Raw genomic sequence first — 21,808 nt, 5'->3', positions numbered from 1 at the left:
ATATTGGTCACAGGATGGCCCGCAGAAAGGAGCACGTGATCCGACGCTGGAGCATTGCCCGCAGACTCTTTGTGGCGAATCTACTGTTCGTGCTGGCGCTCACCGCCATCGTGGGCACGGCTGCCTTCCTGGACGCGAGGGACCGGGCCTACAACGACGCCGGCCAGCGCATGCAGGCAGTGGCCGCCGCGATCGCAGCCAATCCGCTCGTGCTCCAAGCAGCCGGCACGCCGAATCCATCCGCCACCCTGCAGCCGTACGCCCAGGTGGTGACGGCCAATGCCCATGCCGATTTCATCACCATCATGGCTCCGGACCGGACCCGCTGGACCCATCCGAACCCCGACGAAATCGGCAAACCGTACATCGGCACCATCGATCCTGCCCTCCGCGGCCAGACATTCACCGAAGTCACCGCCGGCACCCTGGGCCCGTCCGTGCGCACCATCGTCCCCGTGGAGGATCCATCCGGCAAAGTCCGGGCCCTCGTGGCGGCGGGTGTCACGGTGCGCACCGTGGATGTCGCCGTGTCAGCACGACTCACGGCGATCATCGGCATCTCCCTGGCCATGCTCGCAGGCGGCTCCCTCGCCTCGTGGCTATTGGGGCGGTACCTGCGCTCGGTCACCAGGGGCTGGGGACCGGAGCAATTGGCGCAGTTGTTCGCGTATTACGAGTCGGTCCTGCATTCGGTCCGCGAAGGCGTGGTCCTGATCGACACCGGCGGCAGGGTGGTCATGTACAACGACCAGGCCGCGGAACTGCTGGGACTGGAACGGTCCGACGTCGATCCCGCGGCGGAAGCCGCCCCACGCCTGTCTGATCTGCCACTCGATCCCAGCCTCCACCGCCTCTTCGAGTCCGGCCGGACGGCGCACGACGAGATCCACCTCACCGGCTCGCGCATCCTGGTGGTGAACCAGGCGCCGGCAGTGGGGCCGCCCGGAATGAGGGGCCGGCAGCGGCCTGCGGTGTTCGGGACCGTAGCCACGCTCCGGGACAGGACGGAAATCGAGTCCCTGGGCAGTGAACTCGAAACCATGAAGACCCTGTCTGACGCCTTGCGGGCACAGACTCATGAACACGCCAACCGGCTGCACACCATAGTGTCCCTCATGGAGCTCGGGCGTACCTCCGATGCCTTGGACTTCGCCACCAAGGACTTGGAACTGAGTCAACAACTGACCGACCACCTCGTGGCGTCAGTGGACGAGCCCGTCCTGAGCGCGCTCATCATGGGGAAGTCGGCCGAGGCGCACGAACGCGGAGCGGAGCTGACGGTCACAGTGACCGGCGGGGACGGCCTCCAGGGCCTGGCAGTGCAGGACCTTGTGACGATTTTGGGAAACCTGCTGGACAACGCCCTCGACGCGGCAGCCGCCGCTCCCCCGCCGCGCAAAGTGGAACTGGGCATCGACTCCGGACCTGAAGGAACCACCTTCACGGTTGTCGATTCCGGCCACGGGATCGATCCCGGCATCGTGGACGACGTCTGGCAGTACGGATACAGCACCAAGGCGGCGGGAATCGGACAGGCCGGGCAGCCCGGAGCCCCTTCCCGCGGCGTGGGCCTCGCCCTGGTCCGGCAAGCTGTGCAGCGGCTTGGCGGTACGCTGTCCATCAGCGACTCCACGAGCGCCTTGGGCGGCGCGTTCTTCCGCGTAGTGCTCCCGGTGCCGGACTCCAGGAAAGAAGCCGAATGACCGAAATCCGCGTCCTCGTTGTCGAGGACGAACCCATCGCCGCCGATGCCCATGGCGTCTACGTGGGCCGAATCGACGGTTTCACCGTCGCGGGAACGGCCCCGGACGGACAGTCGGCCCTACGGCTACTCAACGAATTCGCCGTTGCCGGCCAGCCGGTGGACCTCGTCCTGCTGGACATGAACCTGCCGGATCTGCATGGACTGGATGTTGCCCGCCGAATGCGCGCTTCGGGACTCCTCGCGGACATCATCGCCATCACCGCCGTCAGGGAAGTGAACATTGTCCGGAGCGCGGTGTCGATCGGCGTGGTGCAGTACCTCATCAAGCCGTTCACGTTCGCCACCTTCGCGGACAAACTCGCCAGTTACCGCGCCTTCCGCGAACAACTCGCCGCACCGGCGTCGGGCGCCCGGGCGAGCGGAGCATCGCAAAGCGATGTGGACCAGGCGTTTGCCAGCCTCCGCGCACCCACCGAAGTCCCACTGCCCAAGGGGCTTTCCGCCCATAGCCTGGAGTCCGTCAAAGACCTCCTGGCCAGCCTTGGCCGGCCGGTGTCCGCAAGCGAGGCAACTGTCGCCCTTGGGATGTCCCGGGTTACAGTACGCCGCTATCTCGAGTACCTGGCCGACGCCGGTATGGTCACGCGGAATGCGCGATACGGCACTCCGGGACGTCCGGAGAACGAGTACCGCTGGAACCGGAGTTAGTCCACAATTCACCGGTGGATGTATACACAGATCGATCATCGGGCGAGCATTCGCCAGAAAAGCTAGGCTTGATCGCTGTTTATGTATACACTGAGGACGTCCACCCAGTGAAGGAGGGTCCATGCGTGCCAGCGACAAAGCCTATGCGGCCCTGCGCGAAGACATCATCGAATGGCGCCTGGCACCCGGAACGGTCCTCGCGGAAGTGGAACAATCCGAACGCCTGGGCGTGTCCCGCACACCGGTCCGGGAGGCGCTGGGCCGGCTCAGCGCGGAAGGGCTGACGACGGCGGCAGGCGGCCGCGGCGTCGTCGTCACCGATATCTCGCTGGAAGACATCGACGAATTGTTCGAGCTGCGCGAAACCCTGGAAGGCAAAGCCGCCGCCCTGGCCGCGGTGCGCGGCGACCGTGCGGTGTTCGAGCGGCTCCACGCCGAGCTCCTTCGGGCCCCGGAGATGCTCAACGACAGCGACCCCGCACGGCACGACTACTACGCCCTCGTGGGAAGGCTGGATGAGGCGATCGACGAGGCGATTTCCAATTCCTACCTCGCCCAGGCCATGCGCAGCCTGCGCGTCCACCTCGTGCGGGTCCGCCGCCTCGCGGCCGACGACGCCGAACGCCTCCAAGCCGCCGCGGCAGAGCACGCCGCGATCGCCGAAGCCATCGCGGCAGGCAACCCCCGGCTCGCCGAAGCCGCCACCACCGTCCATCTGCACCGCAGTCTTTCCCACGTCAAAGCCACCCACACACCTCACTAAAAGGAGCACCATGGTGAAGAACAACCACGTCCGCGTCTACAAGAGCGAAGAAAGCCTTCCCCGCGAGCAGCAGTTGGCGCACAAGATCGCCGCCGTCGCCGCCGACCCCGTCGACGTTCTTCCCCTCGTCACGGAGATGGTCATCAACCGGATCATCGACAACGCCTCCGTCGCCGTTGCCTCCCTGAACCGTGCCCCCATCATCGCTGCCCGGGCGCAGGCCCTGACCCACGCACCGACCACCAACGGCAAAGGCTCCAGTGTTTTCGGGATCAGCGACAAGGTCTCCCCCGAGTGGGCTGCCTGGGCCAACGGCGTCGCCGTGCGTGAACTCGACTACCACGACACGTTCCTGGCCGCGGACTACTCCCACCCGGGCGACAACATCCCGCCCATCCTCGCCGTTGCCCAGCACGTCGGCGCGGGCGGCAAGGACCTGATCCGCGGCATCGCCACCGGCTACGAAATCCAGGTGGACCTGGTCAAGGCCATCTGCCTGCACAAGCACAAGATCGACCACGTAGCCCACCTCGGCCCCTCCGCCGCCGCCGGCATCGGCACCCTCCTGGGCCTGGACGTCGAGACAATCTTCCAGTCGGTCGGCCAGGCCCTGCACACCACCACCGCCACGCGCCAGTCCCGCAAGGGTGAAATCTCCACCTGGAAGGCCCACGCCCCCGCGTTCGCCAGCAAGATGGCCGTCGAGGCCGTGGACCGCTCCATGCGCGGCCAGACCTCCCCCGTGCCGATCTACGAAGGCGAAGACGGCGTCATCGCCTGGATGCTGGATGGCCCGGACGCCTCCTACGAGGTCCCGCTGCCCGAGGCCGGGGAGCCCAAGCGGGCCATCCTGGACACCTACACCAAGGAACACTCCGCCGAGTACCAGGCCCAGGCCTGGATCGACCTCGCCCGCAAACTCCACAAAGAGCACCCCGAAGCCACGGACCCGGCCAACGTGGCCTCCGTCCTGATCAAGACCAGCCACCACACGCACTACGTGATCGGCTCCGGCGCCAACGACCCCCAAAAATACTCCCCCACCGCATCCCGGGAAACCCTGGACCACTCCATTCCGTACATCTTCACCGTCGCGCTGCAGGACGGCTCCTGGCACCACGTCGACTCCTACAGCCCGGAACGCGCCGGCCGGGCGGACACCGTGGAACTGTGGCACAAGGTCACCACCGTGGAAGACCCCGAATGGACCCGCCGCTACCACTCCCTGAACATCGCGGAAAAGGCCTTCGGCGGCACCGTTGTCATCACCCTCACGGACGGCACCGTCATCACCGAGTCGATCGCCGTCGCCGACGCCCACCCGCTCGGCGCCCGGCCCTTCGCCCGCCAGCAATACATCGACAAGTTCCGCACCCTCGCGGCCGGGCTGGTGGAAGAGGCCGAGATCGAAAGGTTCCTCGCCGCCGCCGAGCGCCTCCCGGACCTGGGCCCGGGCGAACTGGACCAGCTGAACATCACCGCCGCCCCGGGCGTCATCGACCTCGCCGCCGCACCGAAGGGACTGTTCTAGATGCTCTACTCCAAGACGACCCCGGAGCAGAAGCGCCTCAAGCTCCGGGAACTCCTGAACTCCGGGACCATCGCCCAGTTCCCCGGCGCGTTCAACCCGCTCTCGGCACGCCTGATCGAGGAAAAGGGCTTCCCCGGCGTCTACATCTCCGGCGCCGTCCTCGCCAACGACCTCGGCCTGCCGGACATCGGGCTCACCACCCTCACGGAGGTCGCCACCCGCGCAGGGCAGATCGCCCGCATGACCGAGCTCCCGTGCCTCGTGGACGCGGACACCGGATTCGGCGAACCGATGAACGTGGCCCGCACCATCCAGGAGCTCGAAAACGCCGGGCTGGCCGGTTGCCACATCGAGGACCAGTTCAACCCCAAACGCTGCGGGCACCTGGACGGCAAGAACGTGGTCGACGTCGACACCGCCGCCAAGCGCATCCGCGCAGCGGCCGACGCCCGCAGGGATCCGAACTTCCTCATCATGGCCCGGACCGACATCCGCGCCGTCGACGGCATCCAAGCCGCCCAGGAACGCGCCAAAGCACTCGTCGACGCCGGCGCAGACGCGATCTTCCCGGAAGCCATGAAAGATCTCAGCGAGTTCCAAGCCATCCGTGATGCAGTGGATGTGCCGATCCTGGCCAACATGACCGAGTTCGGCAAAAGCGAACTCTTCACCGTGGAACAACTCCAGGGCGTCGGCGTGAACATGGTGATCTACCCCGTCACCCTGCTCCGCATTGCCATGGGGGCTGCAGAGCGTACGCTGGAAACGATCAAGGCCACTGGAACGCAGGAGGCGCAGGTGGAGAACATGCTCACCCGTGCGCGCCTCTATGACCTCGTGGACTACGAGGCCTACAACCACTTCGACACGAGCGTTTTCAACTTCCAGGTTCCTGGGCTCAGCCGGTAACTGGATCAACCAAGGGATGCAGGCGATCCGGCTATTCCGGAGTGCTTGCCGACGAACGAAGGAGGACAGCATGGTTGCTGTTGAGATCAAGAAAGGCCTGGCCGGCGTCGTGGTTGACTACACCGCGATCTCCAAGGTCAACCCGGACACCAACTCGCTGTTGTACCGCGGTTACCCCGTGCAGGAACTCGCCGCCAAGTGCAGCTTCGAAGAAGTCGCCTACCTGCTGTGGAACGGCGAGCTGCCCACTCCGGAGGAACTTGCTGAGTTCACTGCCCGCGAGCGCGCGGGCCGCGCCCTTGACCCGGTGGTGAAGCAGGTCATCGATGCGCTGCCGACGACGTCCCACCCCATGGATGTCTGCCGGACGGCCGCTTCGGTGCTGGGAGCCCGGCACCCTCTCGCCGAGGTTTCCACGCCCGAGGCCAATATGGCCAAGGCCATTGACTTGTTCGCCGCCATGCCGGCGGTGGTCGCCTACGACCAACGCCGTCGGCGCGCGGACGGGCAAACAATCGAACCCGTGGCACCGCGGGACGATTTGGGTTACTCCGCCAATTTCCTGTGGATGACCTTCGGCGAGGACCCGGTGGACGAGGTCGTGAAGGCGTTCAACGTCTCGATGATCCTCTACGCCGAGCACTCCTTCAACGCCTCCACCTTCACGGCACGGGTTGTCACCTCCACCCTTTCGGACCTGCACTCCGCGGTCACCGCGGCGATCGGCGCCCTCAAGGGCCCGCTGCACGGCGGCGCCAACGAGGCCGTCATGCACACGTTCGAGGAAATCGGCATCCGCACCGAGGAATCGCTCGATGACGCCGCCTCCCGGGCGAAGACCTGGATGGAACACGCCCTCGCGCAGAAGAAAAAGGTCATGGGATTCGGTCACCGCGTCTACAAGCACGGCGACTCCAGGGTGCCCACCATGAAGGCCGCGCTGGACAAGATGATCGCCCACTACGGCCGGCCCGAGATCCTGGGCCTGTACAACGGCCTCGAGCAGGCGATGGACGAGGCCAAGGCGATCAAGCCCAACCTCGACTACCCCGCCGGACCCACCTACCACCTCATGGGATTCGACACTCCGACCTTCACCCCGCTGTTCGTCGCCAGCCGCATCACCGGATGGACCGCACACATCATGGAGCAGCTCGGATCAAACTCCCTGATCCGCCCGCTCAGCGAATACAACGGCGTGGACGAACGGCACCTGCCGTAGTTCCACCTGCACGACGGCGGGCCGGTCACCTCCCCACGAGCCCCCTGACCTCGCAAGCTCGGCCAGGGAACCCGGCTTCGCGTGGGCCCAGGCCGGCCCGCCGTCGTTCCAGTCGCTATTGAGTCAGCTGCAGGCTGGTGATCATCCGCTTGAGCTTCTGGTATTCCGGTGTCTGCAAGTACTGCGTGGCTTCCGCCACGGTGCTGAAGGTGCGGGCGCCAAGGGCTTGGGGCCCGTCCGTGGCGAAAGACAGCGTGCCTTTGGGAGCGCCGGCCACGAAGGAGTACATCAGGCAGCTGTCCTGCACTTCCCCGCTGGACTTGTCCACGAGACCGATTTGATAGCCGACGCCCTTGCCTTGGGCCGTCTGATCCAGCACGCGGTAGGAGAACCTGGCCTGGGCGGTGGTCACCCACTGGCCCTTCAGTGACGTGGCAGCCGTGTCGAGCTCCTTTTGCTTGTACGTTCCTGGCCCGCATGCCCCGCCTACGCCGCCGCCCGTGCCGTAGTAGAACTTCGCCACCACACTGCCCGACTCATCGCTCACCTGGATTCCGGATGCGGGATTACTGGCGGTGCCTACTGGAACATCGGCGGCCGTCCATCCCGAAGGAAGATCGAACTGCACGTGGGCGCTGGTGCTGACGAAGCTCGCCCACCCGGAGCCCGCCGTCGCTGGTGTTGATGCTGTCGGTTCTTCCGTAGCGGCCGTTGAAGCCGAGGCCGTGGCCGACGCCGATGGGGCAGTCGTCGCAGGGGCCGTCGTAGCTGCTGTTGCCGGTAGCTGGCTTCCGCTCCGGGATTGTCCCTGGGACCCAAGGTTGGCGGCAACGAGGAATCCCGCTGCAAGGACCGCTGCGGCAAGGGCCACCAACACGATGATTCTCAGTCTCCGCATCTTCTGTCTGGAATCCACCGTTCCCCCTTTGTCGGTTAGCGCCCGAAGTGGGCGTCTATCGTGTAAGTTTCCGCAAGACGCCCCGAGGTTACAGCCCGGGCACCCAATTCCGCGCGGACCCACCAGCTGCTGCTCCGTCGTTGTTCCAGTCTGCGTGGAAGACCTCGGCCACGTTCTCGTTGTCATCTGCGAGCACCACGCGCACATCCATGCGCCGGCCATTCATCATCGCGGGAAGCCAGTGCTCGGCGTCGGCCCACATGTGAGCTACCGGCAGGTCCTCCGCCGGGTACCACTGGGGCGTGATCTCGTCGCTCTCGGAAGGCTCCCCCACCCAGGATTCGGAAAGGAACACGGTAGTAAACATGTTCCATTCGGGCTTGGCAGGGAAAACAAAGTCCACAGTTCCCGCGGCCACCAGGTCGTCCGGCTCAACATCGACGTAGACTTCCTCGCGGACTTCCCGGCAGATCGCCTCAACGGCGGTCTCGCCCTCCTCCACATGGCCGCCGACGCCTACTACTTTGCCCTTGCCGAAGCCGGTGCGCTTGCGTCCCAGAAGGACCTCCCGGCCGCCATCGACCTCGCGGAGGAGAAAACAGAGGGTCACGTGTGCGGCTGTCATGGCATCAAGACTACGACTGCGTCGCCCCCGAAGAACGACGCCGGGCCGCTCACCTAAGGTGGCCCGGNCCTCGCGGAGGAGAAAACAGAGGGTCACGTGTGCGGCTGTCATGGCATCAAGACTACGACTGCGTCGCCCCCGAAGAACGACGCCGGGCCGCTCACCTAAGGTGGCCCGGCGTCGCGCCGTGTCTCTAGCCCACCTTGGTGATCGTGAGCGAAGTGATGACCGCCTTGAGGTCTTTATAGGCTTGTGTCTGGGTAAAGGCCGCGGCTTCTCCGATGGTGGTGAATTTGTAAAGACCCCAGGAAGGCCCTCCCAGTGGACGGCGATCGGTGAAGCTAAAGAACTTCAAGGGACCGGGTCCTGCTACCGCGAGGTCAAGGACGCAGCCTATTCCGTCCTGTCCGGCGATACGGTTGGTAATTCCTATCCCTGCCTGAACCGGACCCCCGTCATTTGCGGCTGAGGTCATTGCGACATACACGAATCTCGGTGTGCCCTGGGCCGGCGACGCCAGGTCCGTCGGCAGCCCGGTCATGGGCTGACTGTCGAGGATCTTGTAGGGCGCCCTGTTTTGGCAGCCGCTGGTGCTCCAGTCATTGGTGTCGCCGAAGGCCAGCCGTGCCGTGTACTGGCCGCTGGAATCCGTGAGGGCGGTTCCCGGGCCGTTTGTGAGGGCAAGGCTGCCGGACGGATCGACCAGTTGCCACGATGCCGGGTAATTGAAGCTCACTCTATAACCCGTGGACCGGTCCTCGTACGTCTTGAGACCTTCGGCAGCGAGTGATCCTGGCTCCGGGGAACCCACCAGATCGGGACGAAGCTCCACTGGGATTCCGTTGGTGACGAACGCCTTGTCCATGAATTGCTCAGCCGTCAGCCGATCGTTGTTGGACGCTGCGCCTGCCCAGTTCCCAAGGCTGGTTTCCTGCACATAGCTCCCGTTGACAAGCTTGGCGATCCAGAACCAGTCCCCCGGTTCCGGGTTCGGATTGTCGCTTGGTGCGGGCGCCATGATGCTCATCCATCCGGCCTTGCAGCCCACAAGCCGGAGAACCGGTTTCAGCTGCTCCAATGAAGTCATGGCGCCCGTCAGGTTCTGAATCGAGCACTCACCGCGTCCGACGCCGGCAAGTGACGTGGGCGCCGCCGTCGGGCCTGCTGTCTCGCTCGGGCTCGCCGTCGGGCTGGCTGTGCCGGCCGCCGTAGCTGTGGCCGTCGGTGGCGCGCTCGGCGTCATGGAGGACGTGCCGGCCGGATCCGGGACTGCAGTGATCGAACCCAAGTGCGCTGCCACGAGCACCCCTGTCACCGCGGCAGCGGCCATCGTCAGCAATCCTGCAATCCTGGCATTCCGCAGCCGGCGTCCAGCCGCCATGGACCGAACGTTCGGCGGCAGCTTGTCAGGACCGTTCCCGGGAGAAGCCAGCACCCGGACCAAAGCCGCCTCTGCATCCGGCACCGCGCCAACTCCGCTGCGCAACGGATCGGCCCCCTCAATCAATTCTCTGATCGGATCCATTCCTATGCCCCCAACTTCTGTGCCACCGCGCCGCTACCGGCCGGCAGTAGCTTTCGGAAAGCCTCCCGCGCCCGGTGCAACCGCACCTTCGCGGCCGACTCTCCGCACTGCAGGACCGCCGCGATCTCTACCATCGTCATTTGATCCCAATACGCCAACTGCAGGATGTCCCGGTCTTTCTCCCGCATGGAATCCAACACCTCATCCACCAGCGAGTATCCGTTTCCGGCCCCGTCGCCGGAAACCACGGACTCACGGAGGCGCTCATGCAGTGCTACCTGGCGCCGATGGCTCCGATAAGCGTTTCCCAGAAGATTTCTCGCCACCGTGAACAACCAGGCCACATCCACCGATGACGCCTCATCCCACTTCTGCCAAGCGACCCGAAATACGTCCGCAGCCAACTCTTCGGCCACATGCGGATCCTCCACACGTCGCCGCACAAAACGGAAGATGCGCGGGTACGTATCCCTATGCAGCGCAACGAACGCCGATTCCCCCTCGGAAAGCACAATCCCCCACCCTCAATCCGAAACCCCAACCAAACCCTGGCCAACTGTATAGTTTCCGGCACGAGCCCGCAGGTTACAGCGCTGCCACGCCAACCGGACCAGCAAGAGCCGCCGGTTGCTAGAGTGTCGCCATGAGCCAAGAGGGGAACGAGCAAGCCTCCGAGGCCTGGCTGCCTGGCTGGCTGGTCCGGCATCCGCTCTACGCCGGGTGGGTATGGACCGGATTCTGGGCGTTGTTGATCGTCCTCGACGAATTCCTGCGCTCCCGGCCTCATCTGAGGCGGGTGGTTGTCGGCTTGGCGCACCCGGGCCTTCTGCTCGTAGCCGGCCTCGGCATGTCCATTCTGGCGCTGTTCCTGAACGCGGTGGAACTGACCTTCAAGGTCTTGGCGTAACCGGCACCGAACTGCGTGCAGTGTCCAGCGGGTGGCGCAATGCGTCAGCCGAGGGCCCGCGGATGCGCAGCCGCATACACTTCACGCAAAGTGTCGGCAGTGACCAAGGTGTACACCTGCGTGGTGGTCACCGAGGCGTGGCCCAGGAGCTCCTGAACCACCCGGACGTCAGCGCCGCCCTCAAGCAGATGCGTGGCGAAAGAATGCCGGAGGGTGTGCGGGGAGACGTCCTTGGTGATGTTGGCCTTCTCGGCCGCGGTCTTGAGAATGGTCCAGGCGCTCTGCCGGCTGATCCGGCCTCCGCGGGCATTCAGGAACAGTGCCGGCGTGCCTTTTCCTTTCGCGGCCAACGCAGGCCTTCCGCGAACCACGTAGGACCCGACGGCGCGTGCACCGTAAGACCCCAGAGGAACCAGGCGCTCTTTGGAACCTTTTCCGAAGAGCCGCACGATCGCAGGACCATCGGCTTCCGCTTCGAGCGAGACATCGTCGACGTCAAGGCCTACAGCTTCGCTGATGCGGGCACCTGTGGAGTAGAGGAACTCCAAGAGCGCGCGGTCCCTCAACCCGGTGGCGGTGTCGGCACCGGCAGCCTCAAGTATGCGGGTCACTTCGCCGACGCTAATTGCCTTCGGCAGACGCTTGCCGGGCATTGGCGGGTGGACATCGCTGGCGGGGTCCGCCGTCGTCGTCCCCTCCAGGGCCCAAAACTTGTGCAGCCCCCGGACGGCAACCACGGTGCGGGCCGCAGAGCGGACGCCGAGGGCGGCGCCCCCATCGGAACCGTCTGCCAACGCCTGCACAAAGGCGGTGACGTCACGCCGGGAGATATTGCCCGGGTTGTCGACGCCGGACGCGGCCAGGAAGTTCGAATAGCGGGACAGGTCCCGTCGGTATGCGGACAGAGTGTTGCTTGCAAGGCCTCGTTCCACGCCGAGGTGTTGCAGGTAGTCAGTGACGGCCCGGTCAATGGCGGTCCGGACCCTGGTCTCCGCGAGCTGGGGCACGGTCAGCGCTGGCTCGGGTGGGCGGGCCAGGGAGCATCGGCCGGCCGCAGGTTCCTGAAGCCGTCGGCGCGTGCGGCGGCGGCCGCGAGTATCCCGACGACGGCGGACGGGTTATGCAGGCGGCCCTCGAGGACCGCCGAAACCGCCTCGTCAAGCGTGACCCACACGAGTTCGATTTCGGCCTCTTCATCCGTGCGGACGTGCCGTTCCGCCTCGGGAACGTCACCCAATCCGCGCGCCAGATAGATGCGAATCGCCTCGCTCGAGGAGCCGGGCGAATTGAAGAAGTCCGCGAGGACATTCCACGTGGCCGCCGTGAGATCGGCCTCTTCCGCGAGCTCCCTGGCCGCGCCGACCACGAAGTCCTCGCCGGCCACGTCAAGAAGCCCGGCAGGAATCTCCCACAGGTCCATGCCCACCGGGTGGCGGTATTGCTTGAGCAACAGGATCTCGCCGTCGACATTCATAGGCAGCACCGCGACGGCGCCGGGATGGTCGATGTAGTCGCGGACCAAAGTGCCGGTGTCTTCGCCGAGCTCGAAGGCGTCACTGACGACGTCCCAAATACGGCCTTCATAGACCTTGCTGGACGACAAAAGACGGCGCGGGCTCGGCATGTCCGAAACCTTCCGAAAAGTGCTGGGGGTTTCAGAAATACCGGGCATCGCGCCGTCCTTCGTTTGTGTGAGCGATTACTTCGCAGCGACCTTGCGGGCTGACTTTGCTACCGAGTCCACGCCGGACTGACGCTCCAGCGCGGCCTTCACGAGGCCGGCAAACAGCGGGTGCGGGCGCGTCGGGCGGGAGCTGAGTTCGGGGTGGGCCTGTGTTGCCACATAGTACGGGTGTACGTCGCGCGGCAGTTCCACGAACTCAACCAGCTTGCCATCGGGAGACGTACCGGAGAACACGAGTCCCTCGGAGGCGATCTGCTCGCGGTACTTGTTGTTGACCTCGTAGCGGTGCCGGTGACGCTCGCTGACGGTTGTTGCGCCATAAGTCTCGGCAACCACGGATCCTTCATCCAACTTGGCTTCGTAAAGGCCCAGGCGCATCGTGCCGCCAAGGTCGCCCTTACCGTCAACGATGTCGAGCTGTTCTTCCATCGTGGCGATGACCGGGTACTTGGAGTCGGGTTCGAACTCGCTGGAGGACGCCCCCTCGAGGCCGACCACGTTGCGGGCGTACTCAATGACCATGCACTGGAGACCGAGGCACAGGCCCAGCACCGGAAGCTTTGTCTCGCGGGCGAACTTGAGCGCACCAAGCTTGCCCTCGAGGCCACGGATACCGAAGCCGCCGGGAACGCAAATGGCGTCGACGCCGGCCAAGGACTTGGTGGCGCCCTCGAGGGTTTCACACTCGTCGGACGGGACCCAGCGGATCTTGACCTTGGTTTCGTTTGCAAAACCGCCGGCACGCAAGGCCTCGGTCACGGACAAGTATGCGTCCGGGAGGTCGATGTACTTGCCCACCAGGGCAACTTCCACGTGGTGCTTGGGGTTGTGGACAGCTTCGAGGAGCTTGTCCCAACTGGTCCAGTCGACGTCCTTGAACGGGAGATCCAGGGCTCGGACAACGTAGGAGTCAAGGCCCTGGGTGTGCAGCGTCTTGGGGATGTCGTAGATGCTCGGCGCATCGGCGGCGTTGATCACGGCGTCGATATCGACGTCGCACATGCGGCCAATCTTTTCGCGCATCGCGTCAGGCACTTCGCGATCCGAACGGATCACGATCGCTTCCGGCTGGATGCCGAGGGAACGCAGCGCGGCAACAGAGTGCTGTGTTGGTTTGGTCTTCAGCTCCTGCGAGGGTCCGATGTACGGCACCAAGGAGACATGCAGGAAGAAGACGTTGTTGCGGCCGATGTCCTGGCGGACCTGGCGCGCGGACTCGAGGAAAGGCTGCGACTCGATGTCGCCCACGGTGCCGCCGATTTCGGTGATGATGACGTCCGGAGCGTTTTTGCCCTCAGCGGGGAGGCGCATGCGGCGCTTGATCTCGTCCGTGATGTGCGGAATGACCTGGACGGTGTCGCCGAGGTACTCACCACGCCGTTCCTTGGCGATGACAGTCGAGTAGATCTGGCCGGTTGTGACGTTGGCCGAGCCCTCGAGGTTCTCATCGAGGAAGCGCTCGTAGTGTCCGATGTCGAGGTCGGTTTCGGCGCCGTCGTCAGTGACGAAGACTTCGCCGTGCTGGAAGGGGTTCATCGTGCCCGGATCCACGTTGAGATAGGGATCGAGCTTCTGCATAGTTACAGACAAACCGCGTGCCCGCAGCAGGTGGCCGAGGCTCGAAGCCGTCAGTCCCTTACCGAGCGAGGACGCCACACCGCCAGTGACAAAGATGTGTTTGGTCGTCTTGGACGAGCCCGGGAACCGGGAATTTACACGGGAATTTGATCGCTGCACCACGGAATTCGAGCCTATCATCAATTGCGCCTCCAAAGGATCCGCTTTGCCGTTTTCCCAAATGCTCAATAGTCCCCTGCCGTGGGGCAAGGATCAAGAGTAAAGTCCACCCGGACCGGTAAAAACAGGCCGGGCGGCTGGGAATCCGCCGCCCGGCACCGGGACCGCCGAAGCGGTCTCCCAGCCCGACGAAGGCGCGCATGTGACCGATGTCCCAGGCTGCGGCCGGGCTTCTATGCCTGCTGGGGCAGCAGTTTGGCGTCGTCCAGCAACTCCTGGGCATGCGCGCGCGCAGACTCCGAGTCTTCCTGCCCCGCGAGCATCCTGGCAAGCTCCTTCACGCGTTCTTCGTCATCGAGGAGCTGGACGTCGCTGGACGTGAAGCCAGAAGCGGTCTTTCCGTCGCTTCCCCGGACTGAGGTCTTGGTGACCCGAATGTGCTGGTCGGCGAAGGCGGCCACCTGCGGCAGGTGGGTTACCACCAGCACCTGGACGTGGCGGGCCAGCATGGCAAGCCGGCGTCCGATCTCGACGGCGGCACGCCCGCCCACTCCGGCATCCACTTCGTCAAAGACGAAGGTCGGCACCGGATCCACGGCTGCGAGGACCACTTCGATGGCGAGCATGACGCGGGACAACTCACCACCGGACGCGCCCTTGCCGAGGGGGCGTGCCGGGGCGCCTGAGTGCGGTTGCAGGAGGAAGGAGATGTCGTCGATGCCGTGCGGCCCCAGCTGTCCTTGGCTGTCCACCTCGATCACCAGGGTTGCATCGGCCATCGCAAGGGCAGTGAGTTCCGCACTCACGCGCGCGGAGAGCTCCTTGGCTGCCTTCGAGCGCGACTTCGAGATGCGCGTGGCCTGCTTTCGCAGCGTCGACTCCGCAGCAACCACCTCGGCGTCAAGCGCTTCGATCCGGCTCGAGTCATCCTGCAGTTCATCCAGGCGGGTCCTCGAAGCTGCCGCCCATTCCAGGACCTCGTCGATGCTCGGAGCGTACTTGCGGATAAGTTTGGCCAGCGCTGCGCGCCGCTCCTCGATCTCCGAAAGCCGTTCGGGTCCTTCGGAGTCCAGGGACGCTTGGTAGCTGGACAGCTCCCCCGCGATGTCGTTGATGAGGAAGCCGATCTCGGCGAGCCTTGCGGCGGCTCCCGCCAACGATTCGTCATGCTCGGAAACCTGGTCGAGCGCACGTTTGGCAGAGTCAATCAGAGTCGTGGCATCGGCCGTTTCGCCGAATTCCTCCGAGATCAGTGCTTCATGCGCTGCCGCGGCGGCGATGCGGAGCTCTTCCACGTTCGCCAACTTCACGGCCTCGGCCTTGAGGGACTCGTCCTCACCCGGCTGGGGATCGACGTCGTCGATTTCGTTGAGCGCGACCGCGAGCGATTCCGCCTCGCGCAGCCTTTCGCGGGCCTCGCCGCGGAGTGTGTCGAGCTCTGCCTGGCTGGATTTCCAATGGCCGTAAAGCTCCTGGTATTCGGTGAGCATCGCCGCCAGCTCGGCCCCGGCGAAGCGGTCCAATGCGTGCCGCTGCGCCACGGCACCCTTGAGCCGGATCTGGTCCGACTGGCCATGCACCACCACGAGGCTCTCGCCAAGTTCCGCCAGCACGCCGACCGGCGCCGATCGGCCGCCCACGAAAGCACGGCTGCGGCCGTCAGCACCCACGGTGCGGGCCAGCAGGAGCTGGGTGCCGCCGTCGTACTCTTCCGCGTCGCCGCCGGCCTCCACGGCCCGTCCCACGGCGGCGTGCGCCGGATCGAGCAAGAGCGTGGCCTCCGCAGAGGCCGACTTGGCACCGGAGCGTACCGCACCGGCGTCGGACCTGGCCCCCAGAAGGAGCCCGACGGCGGTGACCACCATGGTCTTGCCGGCGCCCGTTTCACCCGTGACCACACTCAGGCCGGGCCCCAACGGCAAGGTGGCGTCGGTGATGACGCCGAGATCACGGATCCGGAGTTCCTCGATCATGGTTTACATCTCCTTTGTGGGGTCGGCCGCTCTGCCTGTCCGCACGTCCTGGGGCGTCGGCAAAGGGCTGGGCTTGAAGGTCCTGATCACGGGGGTAGGACCGGTGTGGATGTCAGCCGAACGGGGTGCCGGACCCCGCCAACCGTGGATGGGCAGCTCAAACTTCCGCACGAGCCGGGCAGAAAACGGGGTCTGGTGGGTGCGGGCAAGCCGCACAGGCCGGGTGGACCGGGTTACTTCGATCCGGGCGCCTGGCGGCAGGTCCACGGAACGGCGGCCGTCGCACCAAAGCACGCCTTGGGCGTCGGTCCGCGTAAGGATCTCCACGGCAAGCTTGGACCGCGGCGAAACTACAAGGGGCTTGGCGAAGAGGGCATGGGCGCTGATGGGGACGATCACGAGGGCCTCCACCTCCGGCCACACCACAGGCCCGCCGGATGAGAAGGCGTAGGCCGTGGAGCCCGTAGGGGTAGCAAGCACCACTCCATCGCAGCCGAAGGACGTCAGCGGACGTTCATCCACTTCGGTCACCACTTCGATCATGCGTTCCCGGTCCGCCTTTTCAATGGCGGCTTCGTTGAGGGCCCAGGTATGCCAGATCTTCTGGCCCCGGACCCACACCTGGACATCGATGGTCATGCGCTCTTCCACCGTGTAGTCGCGGCTGGCAATCCACTCGACTGTCTGCGCAAGATCGGCCCGCTCGCTCTCGGCGAGGAAGCCGACGTGCCCGAGGTTGACGCCCAACAGGGGAACATCGACGTTGCGGACCAGCTCGGCCGCGCGCAGGATGGTGCCGTCGCCGCCAAGAACCATCACGAGTTCGACGTCCTCCAACCGGACATCCTCGTGGAGTATCTCGATCGGCTTATCCACCACACCAAAGAACCGTTCGATATCGTCGAGCTCAGATTTCTGCATCACGGGGATCAGGCCGGAGTAGTGGAGCTGCCCGCAGGCATCCCAGGCCGCGCGAAGGGAGTCCTCACGCCCGGTGTGGGCAAGGACCAAAACGCGCCTGCTCATGGTGTTCTGCTTTCTAGTGGGTGGTCCAGATTCGTTCCATCAGTGCAGCAACTTCTTCGTCCCGCTCTTCGATCTTAGGCAAGTCCGCCTGCATCCTGCGTTTTATCCACAGGAAGTACTCCACATTTCCGTCCTGGCCCGGCAAGGGACTCGGCGCCAGGCCGCAGAGTTCAAGCCCTGCGTCCACGGCCGATCCAGCGACTTGGGCCACCGCGCGCCGCCGTTCATGGTCCGAGGTGACCACGCCGGTGCGGCTCAGCCGCTCCTTGCCGACCTCGAATTGCGGCTTCACCATGAGCACGAGGTCTCCCCCGGGCTCGGTGCATGCCGCGAGCGGATGAAGAACCAGGGTGAGGGAAATGAAGGACAGGTCTGCCACAGTGAGCGCGGCCGGCCCGCCGATCTGCTCGGGAGTCATGTAACGGACGTTGAGGCCCTCATGGACTGCGACGCGGGGATCGTTCCGCAGGGACGGCACTAACTGGTCATGCCCGACGTCGACCGCCACCACATGCGCGGCACCTTGCCGGAGCAGCACGTCAGTGAACCCACCGGTGGAGGCTCCGGCGTCGAGGCACCGCTTCCCTTCCACAACGACGAAAGGGAAAGCGGCCAGCGCTCCGGCCAGTTTGTGGCCGGCACGGCTGACGTAAACGTCCTCGGCGTGGGCTTGAACATCGATTTCCGTCTCTTCGGAGACCTGTTGCGCTGCCTTGGCGAGAACGCTGCCTCCGGAACTGACCTTTCCGTCCGCAATGAGTTTCGCGGCATGGGTCCGCGATCTCGCCAATCCACGGCTGACGAGTTCCTGGTCGAGTCTGGCCATGCTCAGCGCTCGTCGGCGTCGAGGGCCGCCAGCAGGGAGTCGTGGATCTCGGCGTAGATACCGCTGTGCTCGGCCACGGGCACAGCGGAAATGCCCGCCAGCTGCTCCACGGCAGAGTCCACGGCGGCGTCACCTGTGGGGGCCGCGTCGTCCGGCCATGGGGCGTCGTGCGGTTCGACGCTTTGCGACTCGGGACTTTGAAGCTCAGCGCTTTGCGGACCGCCGGCGCCCTCCGGGTGATCGTTCAACTCGCTCATTGGACCAGTCTAGTTTTCCAGCCATTCGAGCCGCGGCGATGTAGCCTCTGCCGCGTCGGGATTGGCGGCCCACCAGGCTGCGCACGCAGCACGCCAGGCGTCCAGGTCCTTCTCGGAACCGGAGACGGTGATCAGGCCGTCCTGGACTTCGGCGGTTGCCTTTCCGCAGCGGAACGTGCTGTCCTCCTCGACGATCTCTGGGTACGGCTCGTACAGTTCCGTCAGGTCAGCCAGCAAGTAGCCCGGGCGTTCCGAGCTGCGTGCAGCAAGGATGGATTCGGGCGTGTCGACACCGGTGAGGACCGCTGCCGTCGCGAAGCCCGCACGGTTGCCACCAAGGATGTCGGTGTCCAGCCTGTCTCCCACGACGATCGGGCGCTCCGACTTCAGCCTCCGTGCCGCCGAATGGAAGAGCGGGGCCTCCGGTTTGCCAGCGACCCGTGGCTGTTTGCCCGTGGCGGACGCCACAGCGGCCACGAGGGTGCCGTTTCCGGGAGCTATCCCGCGGGCCTGGGGAATGGACATGTCCGTATTGGTAGCCACCCAGAGGGCGCCTGCGGCAACAACGTAGGACGCCTCCGCAAGATCCTTCCACGCGATGTCCGGGTTGAAGCCCTGGACAACAGCCACAGGGTTCTCTTTGGCGCTGTGGACAGGTGTGAGTCCCACGAGTTCGATTTCGTGGGCCAGCGCCGGGCTGCCGGTGATCATTACCCGGGAACCCGGAGCCAGGAGTCCGGCCAAAAGGTCCCCGGCGGCCTGCGAAGAACTGACCACTTGGTTGTCCTCAGCAGGCGCGCCCAGTTCACGAAGATGCGCGGCAACCTGTGCCGGGGTACGCGAGGCGTTGTTGGTGACATAGCCGAGGCGCACCCCGACCGACTCGAGCCGCTGCAGGGACTCCACAGCGCCGGGAATCGCGTGCGGGCCTGCGTAGACAACGCCGTCCAGATCGGACAGAACGGCGTCAAAACGCGATACCAGCGAGGCCTCAGTCATTCTTGGTCTCTTCGCCGTTGGAAGCCTCTTCTCCGTCTTCCTCGTTGTCCTCGTCTTCCTCCACGGAATCGCGGTCCGACTCGGCGTCGTCGGACTCGAAGTAGTCAGACTCGACGTCGTCGAGTTCCACGTCGTTCTGTTCCGTGTCGTCCTGTTCGGTGGTTTCGGAGGAGATGGCCGTCTCCGCGATCGCGGGCGCGGCCTCGGACGTGCTCTCTTCGGATCGCCCGGTGTTCTCTTCGATGTTCCGGAAACGGGGCTTGCGAACCTCGTTCTCGTCGTCCTCGCCGAGGTCGATGATGTCCGGATCCTCGAAGTCTCCAACGCCGAGGGCATTTTCGGCGACAACCGCCTGGCGCTGCCACTTGCCGGCTTCTTCCGTGCGACCCACTGCCGTCAGGGCGTCGGCGTAGGCACGGAACAGACGCGGGCTATAGGAGAAGGCGCGGTTGATGTCGAGCTGGATGATCTCCAGCTCAGCGACGGCGGCATCCAACTGGCCAAGATCGCTCCGGGCGCCGGAAGCCACAATGGCTAGCTCAACCTTGCCGGGAGCGTCGAGATCCTGGGCCTCGGGTGAACGGACGACGTCCAGCGCACGGTCCGGGCGCCCCAGACCGCGTTCGCAGTCGGCCATAAGGGGCAAATGGACGTTGGAGCCACTGATCCGGCGGTAGGTGCGGAATTCGCGAAGTGCTTCCCCATAGTGGCCGGCAGCGTAGGCAGTCAGGCCCACAGCCTCGCGGACAGCCGCCAACCTGCCACCACGGCGGCTTGCGGCGAGGGCATGCTGGAAGGACAGCTCAGGGTCGATATCGATGAGGCGGCCCGCCATCACCAGGTGCTTGGCAACCCAATCAGCGTTCATGCCTTCAAGGGTCTTGATCTGGTGCTTGGTGACCCGGTCGAGCTCCTGGCCTGTAACGTCGTCGTCGATCTCCGGGGAACGCTCGCGGTCCGGGCGGTTGGCGCTGCGCAGATCCGCCGCGTTGGGAACCCGGGCGGGACGCTCTTCCCAGGATCCGCCGCCGAAGCTACGTCCCTCGGTACGTGGGCCATCGAACTTGCGGGGACCGCGCTCGGGGCGGTCGCCGAAGCTACGGCGTTCTCCGTCGCCTTCGCGGCGCGGACGGTCACCGAACGGCTTCCGATCACGGTCACCAAACGGCTTCCGATCACGGTCACCGAAACTCGGACGAGCATCACCTTCGCGGCGCGGACGGTCACCGAACGGTTTGCGATCGCGGTCACCGAACGGCTTCCGGTCACGGTCACCGAAACTCGGACGCGCATCACCTTCGCGGCGCGGACGGTCACCGAACGGTTTGCGATCGCGGTCACCGAACAGCTTCCGGTCACGGTCACCGAAACTCGGACGCGCATCCCCTTCGCGGCGCGGACGGTCACCGAACGGCTTCCGATCACGGTCACCAAACGGCTTCCGATCCCGGTCACCGAAACTCGGACGCGCATCACCTTCGCGGCGCGGACGGTCACCAAACGGCTTACGATCACGGTCACCGAAACTCGGACGCGCATCACCTTCGCGGCGCGGACGGTCACCAAACGGCTTACGATCACGATCGCCGAAACTCGGACGCGCATCCCCATCACGACGAGGACGATCACCGAACGGCTTACGATCCCGGTCACCCTCACGACTCGGACGGTCACCAAACGGCTTACGATCCCGGTCACCGCCAGGAGCGCCGTCACGGTTTTCCTTGGAACGGAATCCCCGCGGGTCGCCCCCGGAATTGTTGTTGGCGCGGAACGGGCCGCGATCGCCCCGGCCACCGCCGAAGTTGCCGCGGTTGCCGCCGTTGTGCTCAGCCATGATGGATTCCTCCTGTTGTGAGCTGACCACTGGCGCATGCGCAGCCGCTCGTATCCGTATTTTGTTCTCACGCCGCCGGGATCCGGCTCGTATCTCTTATGTAATTCTAGGTGAACAGGCATCTGCGAACGCATTCGTAGGCCGCCTATTCAGCTTCCCGTGGGAATCATCACAACCCCAAGCATGACTGAGCCGCTAGGGCTGGCTTACAGATCCGAGTCCGGGATCGGAATCCTCAAACAACGCTCGCTCACATATACCGGCTCCTGGGCGGACGCCCGCTCACATGTACCGGCTCCCGGCGGGACGCCCGCTCACTTATGGCGGCGGGCGTCGGTCGTGGAACCTGGATAGGTGAGCCGGGGTTTGGGATTTCCCTGCCATATCCGAGCCGGGGTCTGCCAAAATGGCCCTATATCTGAGCGGGGGTTTGGGATTTCGAGGCCATATCCGAGCGGGGGTCCGCGGTAACCGGGTCATAGGTGGGCGGGGGTCTGATGCCCCGGACCCCCGCTCACTAATAAAGGGTTTTCGTGGGACGCCCGCTCACGTATGCCGGGTTTTCGTTGGTCGCGGGCTCACGCTCGCTCGTGTGTTGGGGTGTGTTAAGTGGGTCAGGCCCCGACACGGTGTGTCGGGGCCTGGCCGGTGAATGGTTGTCCGGCGGTGTCCTACT

21 protein-coding genes are annotated in these 21,808 nt (G+C 65.1%); 8 read left to right on the top strand and 13 right to left on the bottom strand.

Annotated elements, in window-relative coordinates:
- The first annotated feature begins 35 nt into the window (after nucleotides 1-35).
- The 6 genes from VLA65_RS21480 (at nucleotide 36) to VLA65_RS21455 (ending at nucleotide 6,838) form a co-directional block, all read left to right on the top strand.
- The gene (locus tag VLA65_RS21480) at nucleotides 36-1,703 is read left to right on the top strand and encodes a sensor histidine kinase (RefSeq protein WP_306963665.1); all 1,668 of its coding nucleotides are present in this window, start codon (nucleotides 36-38) and stop codon (nucleotides 1,701-1,703) included.
- Nucleotides 1,700-2,413 carry a response regulator gene (locus VLA65_RS21475; RefSeq protein ID WP_284991609.1) on the top strand — a complete coding sequence of 238 codons (714 nt, stop codon included), beginning with the start codon at nucleotides 1,700-1,702 and terminating at the stop codon, nucleotides 2,411-2,413. The genes VLA65_RS21480 and VLA65_RS21475 overlap by 4 nt, the downstream gene beginning before the upstream one ends.
- A 121-nt stretch (nucleotides 2,414-2,534) precedes the next feature.
- The gene (locus VLA65_RS21470; protein ID WP_332603684.1) at nucleotides 2,535-3,176 is read left to right on the top strand and encodes a GntR family transcriptional regulator; all 642 of its coding nucleotides are present in this window, start codon (nucleotides 2,535-2,537) and stop codon (nucleotides 3,174-3,176) included.
- A 10-nt stretch (nucleotides 3,177-3,186) separates the two neighbouring features.
- Nucleotides 3,187-4,707, top strand: a complete 1,521-nt coding sequence (locus tag VLA65_RS21465) for an MmgE/PrpD family protein (protein WP_332603683.1) — start codon at nucleotides 3,187-3,189, stop codon at nucleotides 4,705-4,707.
- Entirely contained in the window at nucleotides 4,708-5,616 is a 909-nt protein-coding gene (prpB, locus tag VLA65_RS21460) for a methylisocitrate lyase (protein ID WP_332603682.1), read from the top strand.
- A gap of 70 nt (nucleotides 5,617-5,686) precedes the next feature.
- Nucleotides 5,687-6,838, top strand: coding sequence for a bifunctional 2-methylcitrate synthase/citrate synthase (locus VLA65_RS21455; protein WP_284991613.1), 1,152 nt, complete (start codon nucleotides 5,687-5,689; stop codon nucleotides 6,836-6,838).
- A 115-nt stretch (nucleotides 6,839-6,953) separates the two neighbouring features.
- On the opposite strand, the gene VLA65_RS21450 is transcribed toward VLA65_RS21455, so the two are convergent.
- From VLA65_RS21450 to VLA65_RS21435, 4 genes are all read right to left on the bottom strand, one after another.
- Nucleotides 6,954-7,754, bottom strand: a complete 801-nt coding sequence (locus tag VLA65_RS21450; RefSeq protein ID WP_332603681.1) for a hypothetical protein — start codon at nucleotides 7,752-7,754, stop codon at nucleotides 6,954-6,956.
- 70 nt (nucleotides 7,755-7,824) lie between these two features.
- Nucleotides 7,825-8,361 carry an NUDIX domain-containing protein gene (locus tag VLA65_RS21445; protein ID WP_059389169.1) on the bottom strand — a complete coding sequence of 179 codons (537 nt, stop codon included), beginning with the start codon at nucleotides 8,359-8,361 and terminating at the stop codon, nucleotides 7,825-7,827.
- A gap of 193 nt (nucleotides 8,362-8,554) precedes the next feature.
- A complete protein-coding gene (locus tag VLA65_RS21440) occupies nucleotides 8,555-9,886 on the bottom strand; it encodes a hypothetical protein (protein ID WP_332603680.1) in 1,332 nt (443 codons plus the stop codon).
- Nucleotides 9,887-9,888: 2 nt separating this feature from the next.
- Nucleotides 9,889-10,398: an RNA polymerase sigma factor gene (locus VLA65_RS21435; RefSeq protein WP_284991616.1), complete on the bottom strand. Its 510-nt coding sequence runs from the start codon at nucleotides 10,396-10,398 to the stop codon at nucleotides 9,889-9,891.
- 131 nt (nucleotides 10,399-10,529) lie between these two features.
- Between VLA65_RS21435 and VLA65_RS21430 the strand changes: the two genes are divergently transcribed.
- Nucleotides 10,530-10,793, top strand: coding sequence for a hypothetical protein (locus VLA65_RS21430; RefSeq protein ID WP_332603679.1), 264 nt, complete (start codon nucleotides 10,530-10,532; stop codon nucleotides 10,791-10,793).
- Between the two features lie 44 nt (nucleotides 10,794-10,837).
- On the opposite strand, the gene xerD is transcribed toward VLA65_RS21430, so the two are convergent.
- From xerD to VLA65_RS21385, 9 genes are all read right to left on the bottom strand, one after another.
- The gene (gene xerD / locus VLA65_RS21425; RefSeq protein WP_306963741.1) at nucleotides 10,838-11,830 is read right to left on the bottom strand and encodes a site-specific tyrosine recombinase XerD; all 993 of its coding nucleotides are present in this window, start codon (nucleotides 11,828-11,830) and stop codon (nucleotides 10,838-10,840) included.
- Nucleotides 11,803-12,465: an NUDIX domain-containing protein gene (locus VLA65_RS21420; protein WP_284991618.1), complete on the bottom strand. Its 663-nt coding sequence runs from the start codon at nucleotides 12,463-12,465 to the stop codon at nucleotides 11,803-11,805. Before VLA65_RS21420 ends, xerD begins: the two co-directional genes overlap by 28 nt.
- Nucleotides 12,466-12,492: 27 nt before the next feature.
- Nucleotides 12,493-14,235, bottom strand: a complete 1,743-nt coding sequence (locus VLA65_RS21415) for a CTP synthase (protein WP_059389171.1) — start codon at nucleotides 14,233-14,235, stop codon at nucleotides 12,493-12,495.
- Between the two features lie 212 nt (nucleotides 14,236-14,447).
- The gene (recN, locus tag VLA65_RS21410; RefSeq protein WP_332603678.1) at nucleotides 14,448-16,187 is read right to left on the bottom strand and encodes a DNA repair protein RecN; all 1,740 of its coding nucleotides are present in this window, start codon (nucleotides 16,185-16,187) and stop codon (nucleotides 14,448-14,450) included.
- Between the two features lie 3 nt (nucleotides 16,188-16,190).
- Nucleotides 16,191-17,213 carry an NAD kinase gene (locus tag VLA65_RS21405; RefSeq protein WP_307055651.1) on the bottom strand — a complete coding sequence of 341 codons (1,023 nt, stop codon included), beginning with the start codon at nucleotides 17,211-17,213 and terminating at the stop codon, nucleotides 16,191-16,193.
- Between the two features lie 13 nt (nucleotides 17,214-17,226).
- Nucleotides 17,227-18,039, bottom strand: coding sequence for a TlyA family RNA methyltransferase (locus tag VLA65_RS21400; protein WP_332603677.1), 813 nt, complete (start codon nucleotides 18,037-18,039; stop codon nucleotides 17,227-17,229).
- Nucleotides 18,040-18,041: 2 nt separating this feature from the next.
- Nucleotides 18,042-18,296, bottom strand: coding sequence for a hypothetical protein (locus VLA65_RS21395; protein WP_332603676.1), 255 nt, complete (start codon nucleotides 18,294-18,296; stop codon nucleotides 18,042-18,044).
- Between the two features lie 9 nt (nucleotides 18,297-18,305).
- Nucleotides 18,306-19,295 carry an HAD-IIA family hydrolase gene (locus VLA65_RS21390; RefSeq protein WP_284991623.1) on the bottom strand — a complete coding sequence of 330 codons (990 nt, stop codon included), beginning with the start codon at nucleotides 19,293-19,295 and terminating at the stop codon, nucleotides 18,306-18,308.
- The gene (locus tag VLA65_RS21385) at nucleotides 19,288-20,163 is read right to left on the bottom strand and encodes a hypothetical protein (RefSeq protein ID WP_332603675.1); all 876 of its coding nucleotides are present in this window, start codon (nucleotides 20,161-20,163) and stop codon (nucleotides 19,288-19,290) included. The genes VLA65_RS21390 and VLA65_RS21385 overlap by 8 nt, the downstream gene beginning before the upstream one ends.
- Between VLA65_RS21385 and VLA65_RS21380 the strand changes: the two genes are divergently transcribed.
- The gene (locus VLA65_RS21380) at nucleotides 20,137-21,153 is read left to right on the top strand and encodes a hypothetical protein (RefSeq protein ID WP_332603674.1); all 1,017 of its coding nucleotides are present in this window, start codon (nucleotides 20,137-20,139) and stop codon (nucleotides 21,151-21,153) included. The two genes, VLA65_RS21385 and VLA65_RS21380, sit on opposite strands and share 27 nt — an antisense overlap.
- The last annotated feature ends 655 nt before the right edge of the window (nucleotides 21,154-21,808 follow it).

This window comes from Arthrobacter sp. S2(2024), assembly GCF_036662515.1.
Taxonomy (GTDB): Bacteria; Actinomycetota; Actinomycetes; order Actinomycetales; family Micrococcaceae; genus Arthrobacter.
The sequence above is the reverse complement of the archived record's forward strand: the minus strand, read 5'-3'. Positions and strand labels throughout refer to the sequence as shown.

Excerpts from the sequence above, each read along its gene's own strand:
- VLA65_RS21475 (WP_284991609.1), top strand. The coding sequence starts at position 1,700 with ATGACCGAAATCCGCGTCCTCGTTGTCGAGGACGAACCCATCGCCGCC.
- VLA65_RS21470 (WP_332603684.1), top strand. The coding sequence starts at position 2,535 with ATGCGTGCCAGCGACAAAGCCTATGCGGCCCTGCGCGAAGACATCATC.
- VLA65_RS21465 (WP_332603683.1), top strand. The coding sequence starts at position 3,187 with ATGGTGAAGAACAACCACGTCCGCGTCTACAAGAGCGAAGAAAGCCTT.
- prpB (WP_332603682.1), top strand. The coding sequence starts at position 4,708 with ATGCTCTACTCCAAGACGACCCCGGAGCAGAAGCGCCTCAAGCTCCGG.
- VLA65_RS21455 (WP_284991613.1), top strand. The coding sequence starts at position 5,687 with ATGGTTGCTGTTGAGATCAAGAAAGGCCTGGCCGGCGTCGTGGTTGAC.
- VLA65_RS21445 (WP_059389169.1), bottom strand. The coding sequence starts at position 8,361 with ATGACAGCCGCACACGTGACCCTCTGTTTTCTCCTCCGCGAGGTCGAT.
- VLA65_RS21440 (WP_332603680.1), bottom strand. The coding sequence starts at position 9,886 with ATGGATCCGATCAGAGAATTGATTGAGGGGGCCGATCCGTTGCGCAGC.
- VLA65_RS21430 (WP_332603679.1), top strand. The coding sequence starts at position 10,530 with ATGAGCCAAGAGGGGAACGAGCAAGCCTCCGAGGCCTGGCTGCCTGGC.
- VLA65_RS21420 (WP_284991618.1), bottom strand. The coding sequence starts at position 12,465 with ATGCCCGGTATTTCTGAAACCCCCAGCACTTTTCGGAAGGTTTCGGAC.
- VLA65_RS21415 (WP_059389171.1), bottom strand. The coding sequence starts at position 14,235 with ATGATAGGCTCGAATTCCGTGGTGCAGCGATCAAATTCCCGTGTAAAT.
- recN (WP_332603678.1), bottom strand. The coding sequence starts at position 16,187 with ATGATCGAGGAACTCCGGATCCGTGATCTCGGCGTCATCACCGACGCC.
- VLA65_RS21405 (WP_307055651.1), bottom strand. The coding sequence starts at position 17,213 with ATGAGCAGGCGCGTTTTGGTCCTTGCCCACACCGGGCGTGAGGACTCC.
- VLA65_RS21400 (WP_332603677.1), bottom strand. The coding sequence starts at position 18,039 with ATGGCCAGACTCGACCAGGAACTCGTCAGCCGTGGATTGGCGAGATCG.
- VLA65_RS21395 (WP_332603676.1), bottom strand. The coding sequence starts at position 18,296 with ATGAGCGAGTTGAACGATCACCCGGAGGGCGCCGGCGGTCCGCAAAGC.
- VLA65_RS21390 (WP_284991623.1), bottom strand. The coding sequence starts at position 19,295 with ATGACTGAGGCCTCGCTGGTATCGCGTTTTGACGCCGTTCTGTCCGAT.
- VLA65_RS21385 (WP_332603675.1), bottom strand. The coding sequence starts at position 20,163 with ATGAACGCTGATTGGGTTGCCAAGCACCTGGTGATGGCGGGCCGCCTC.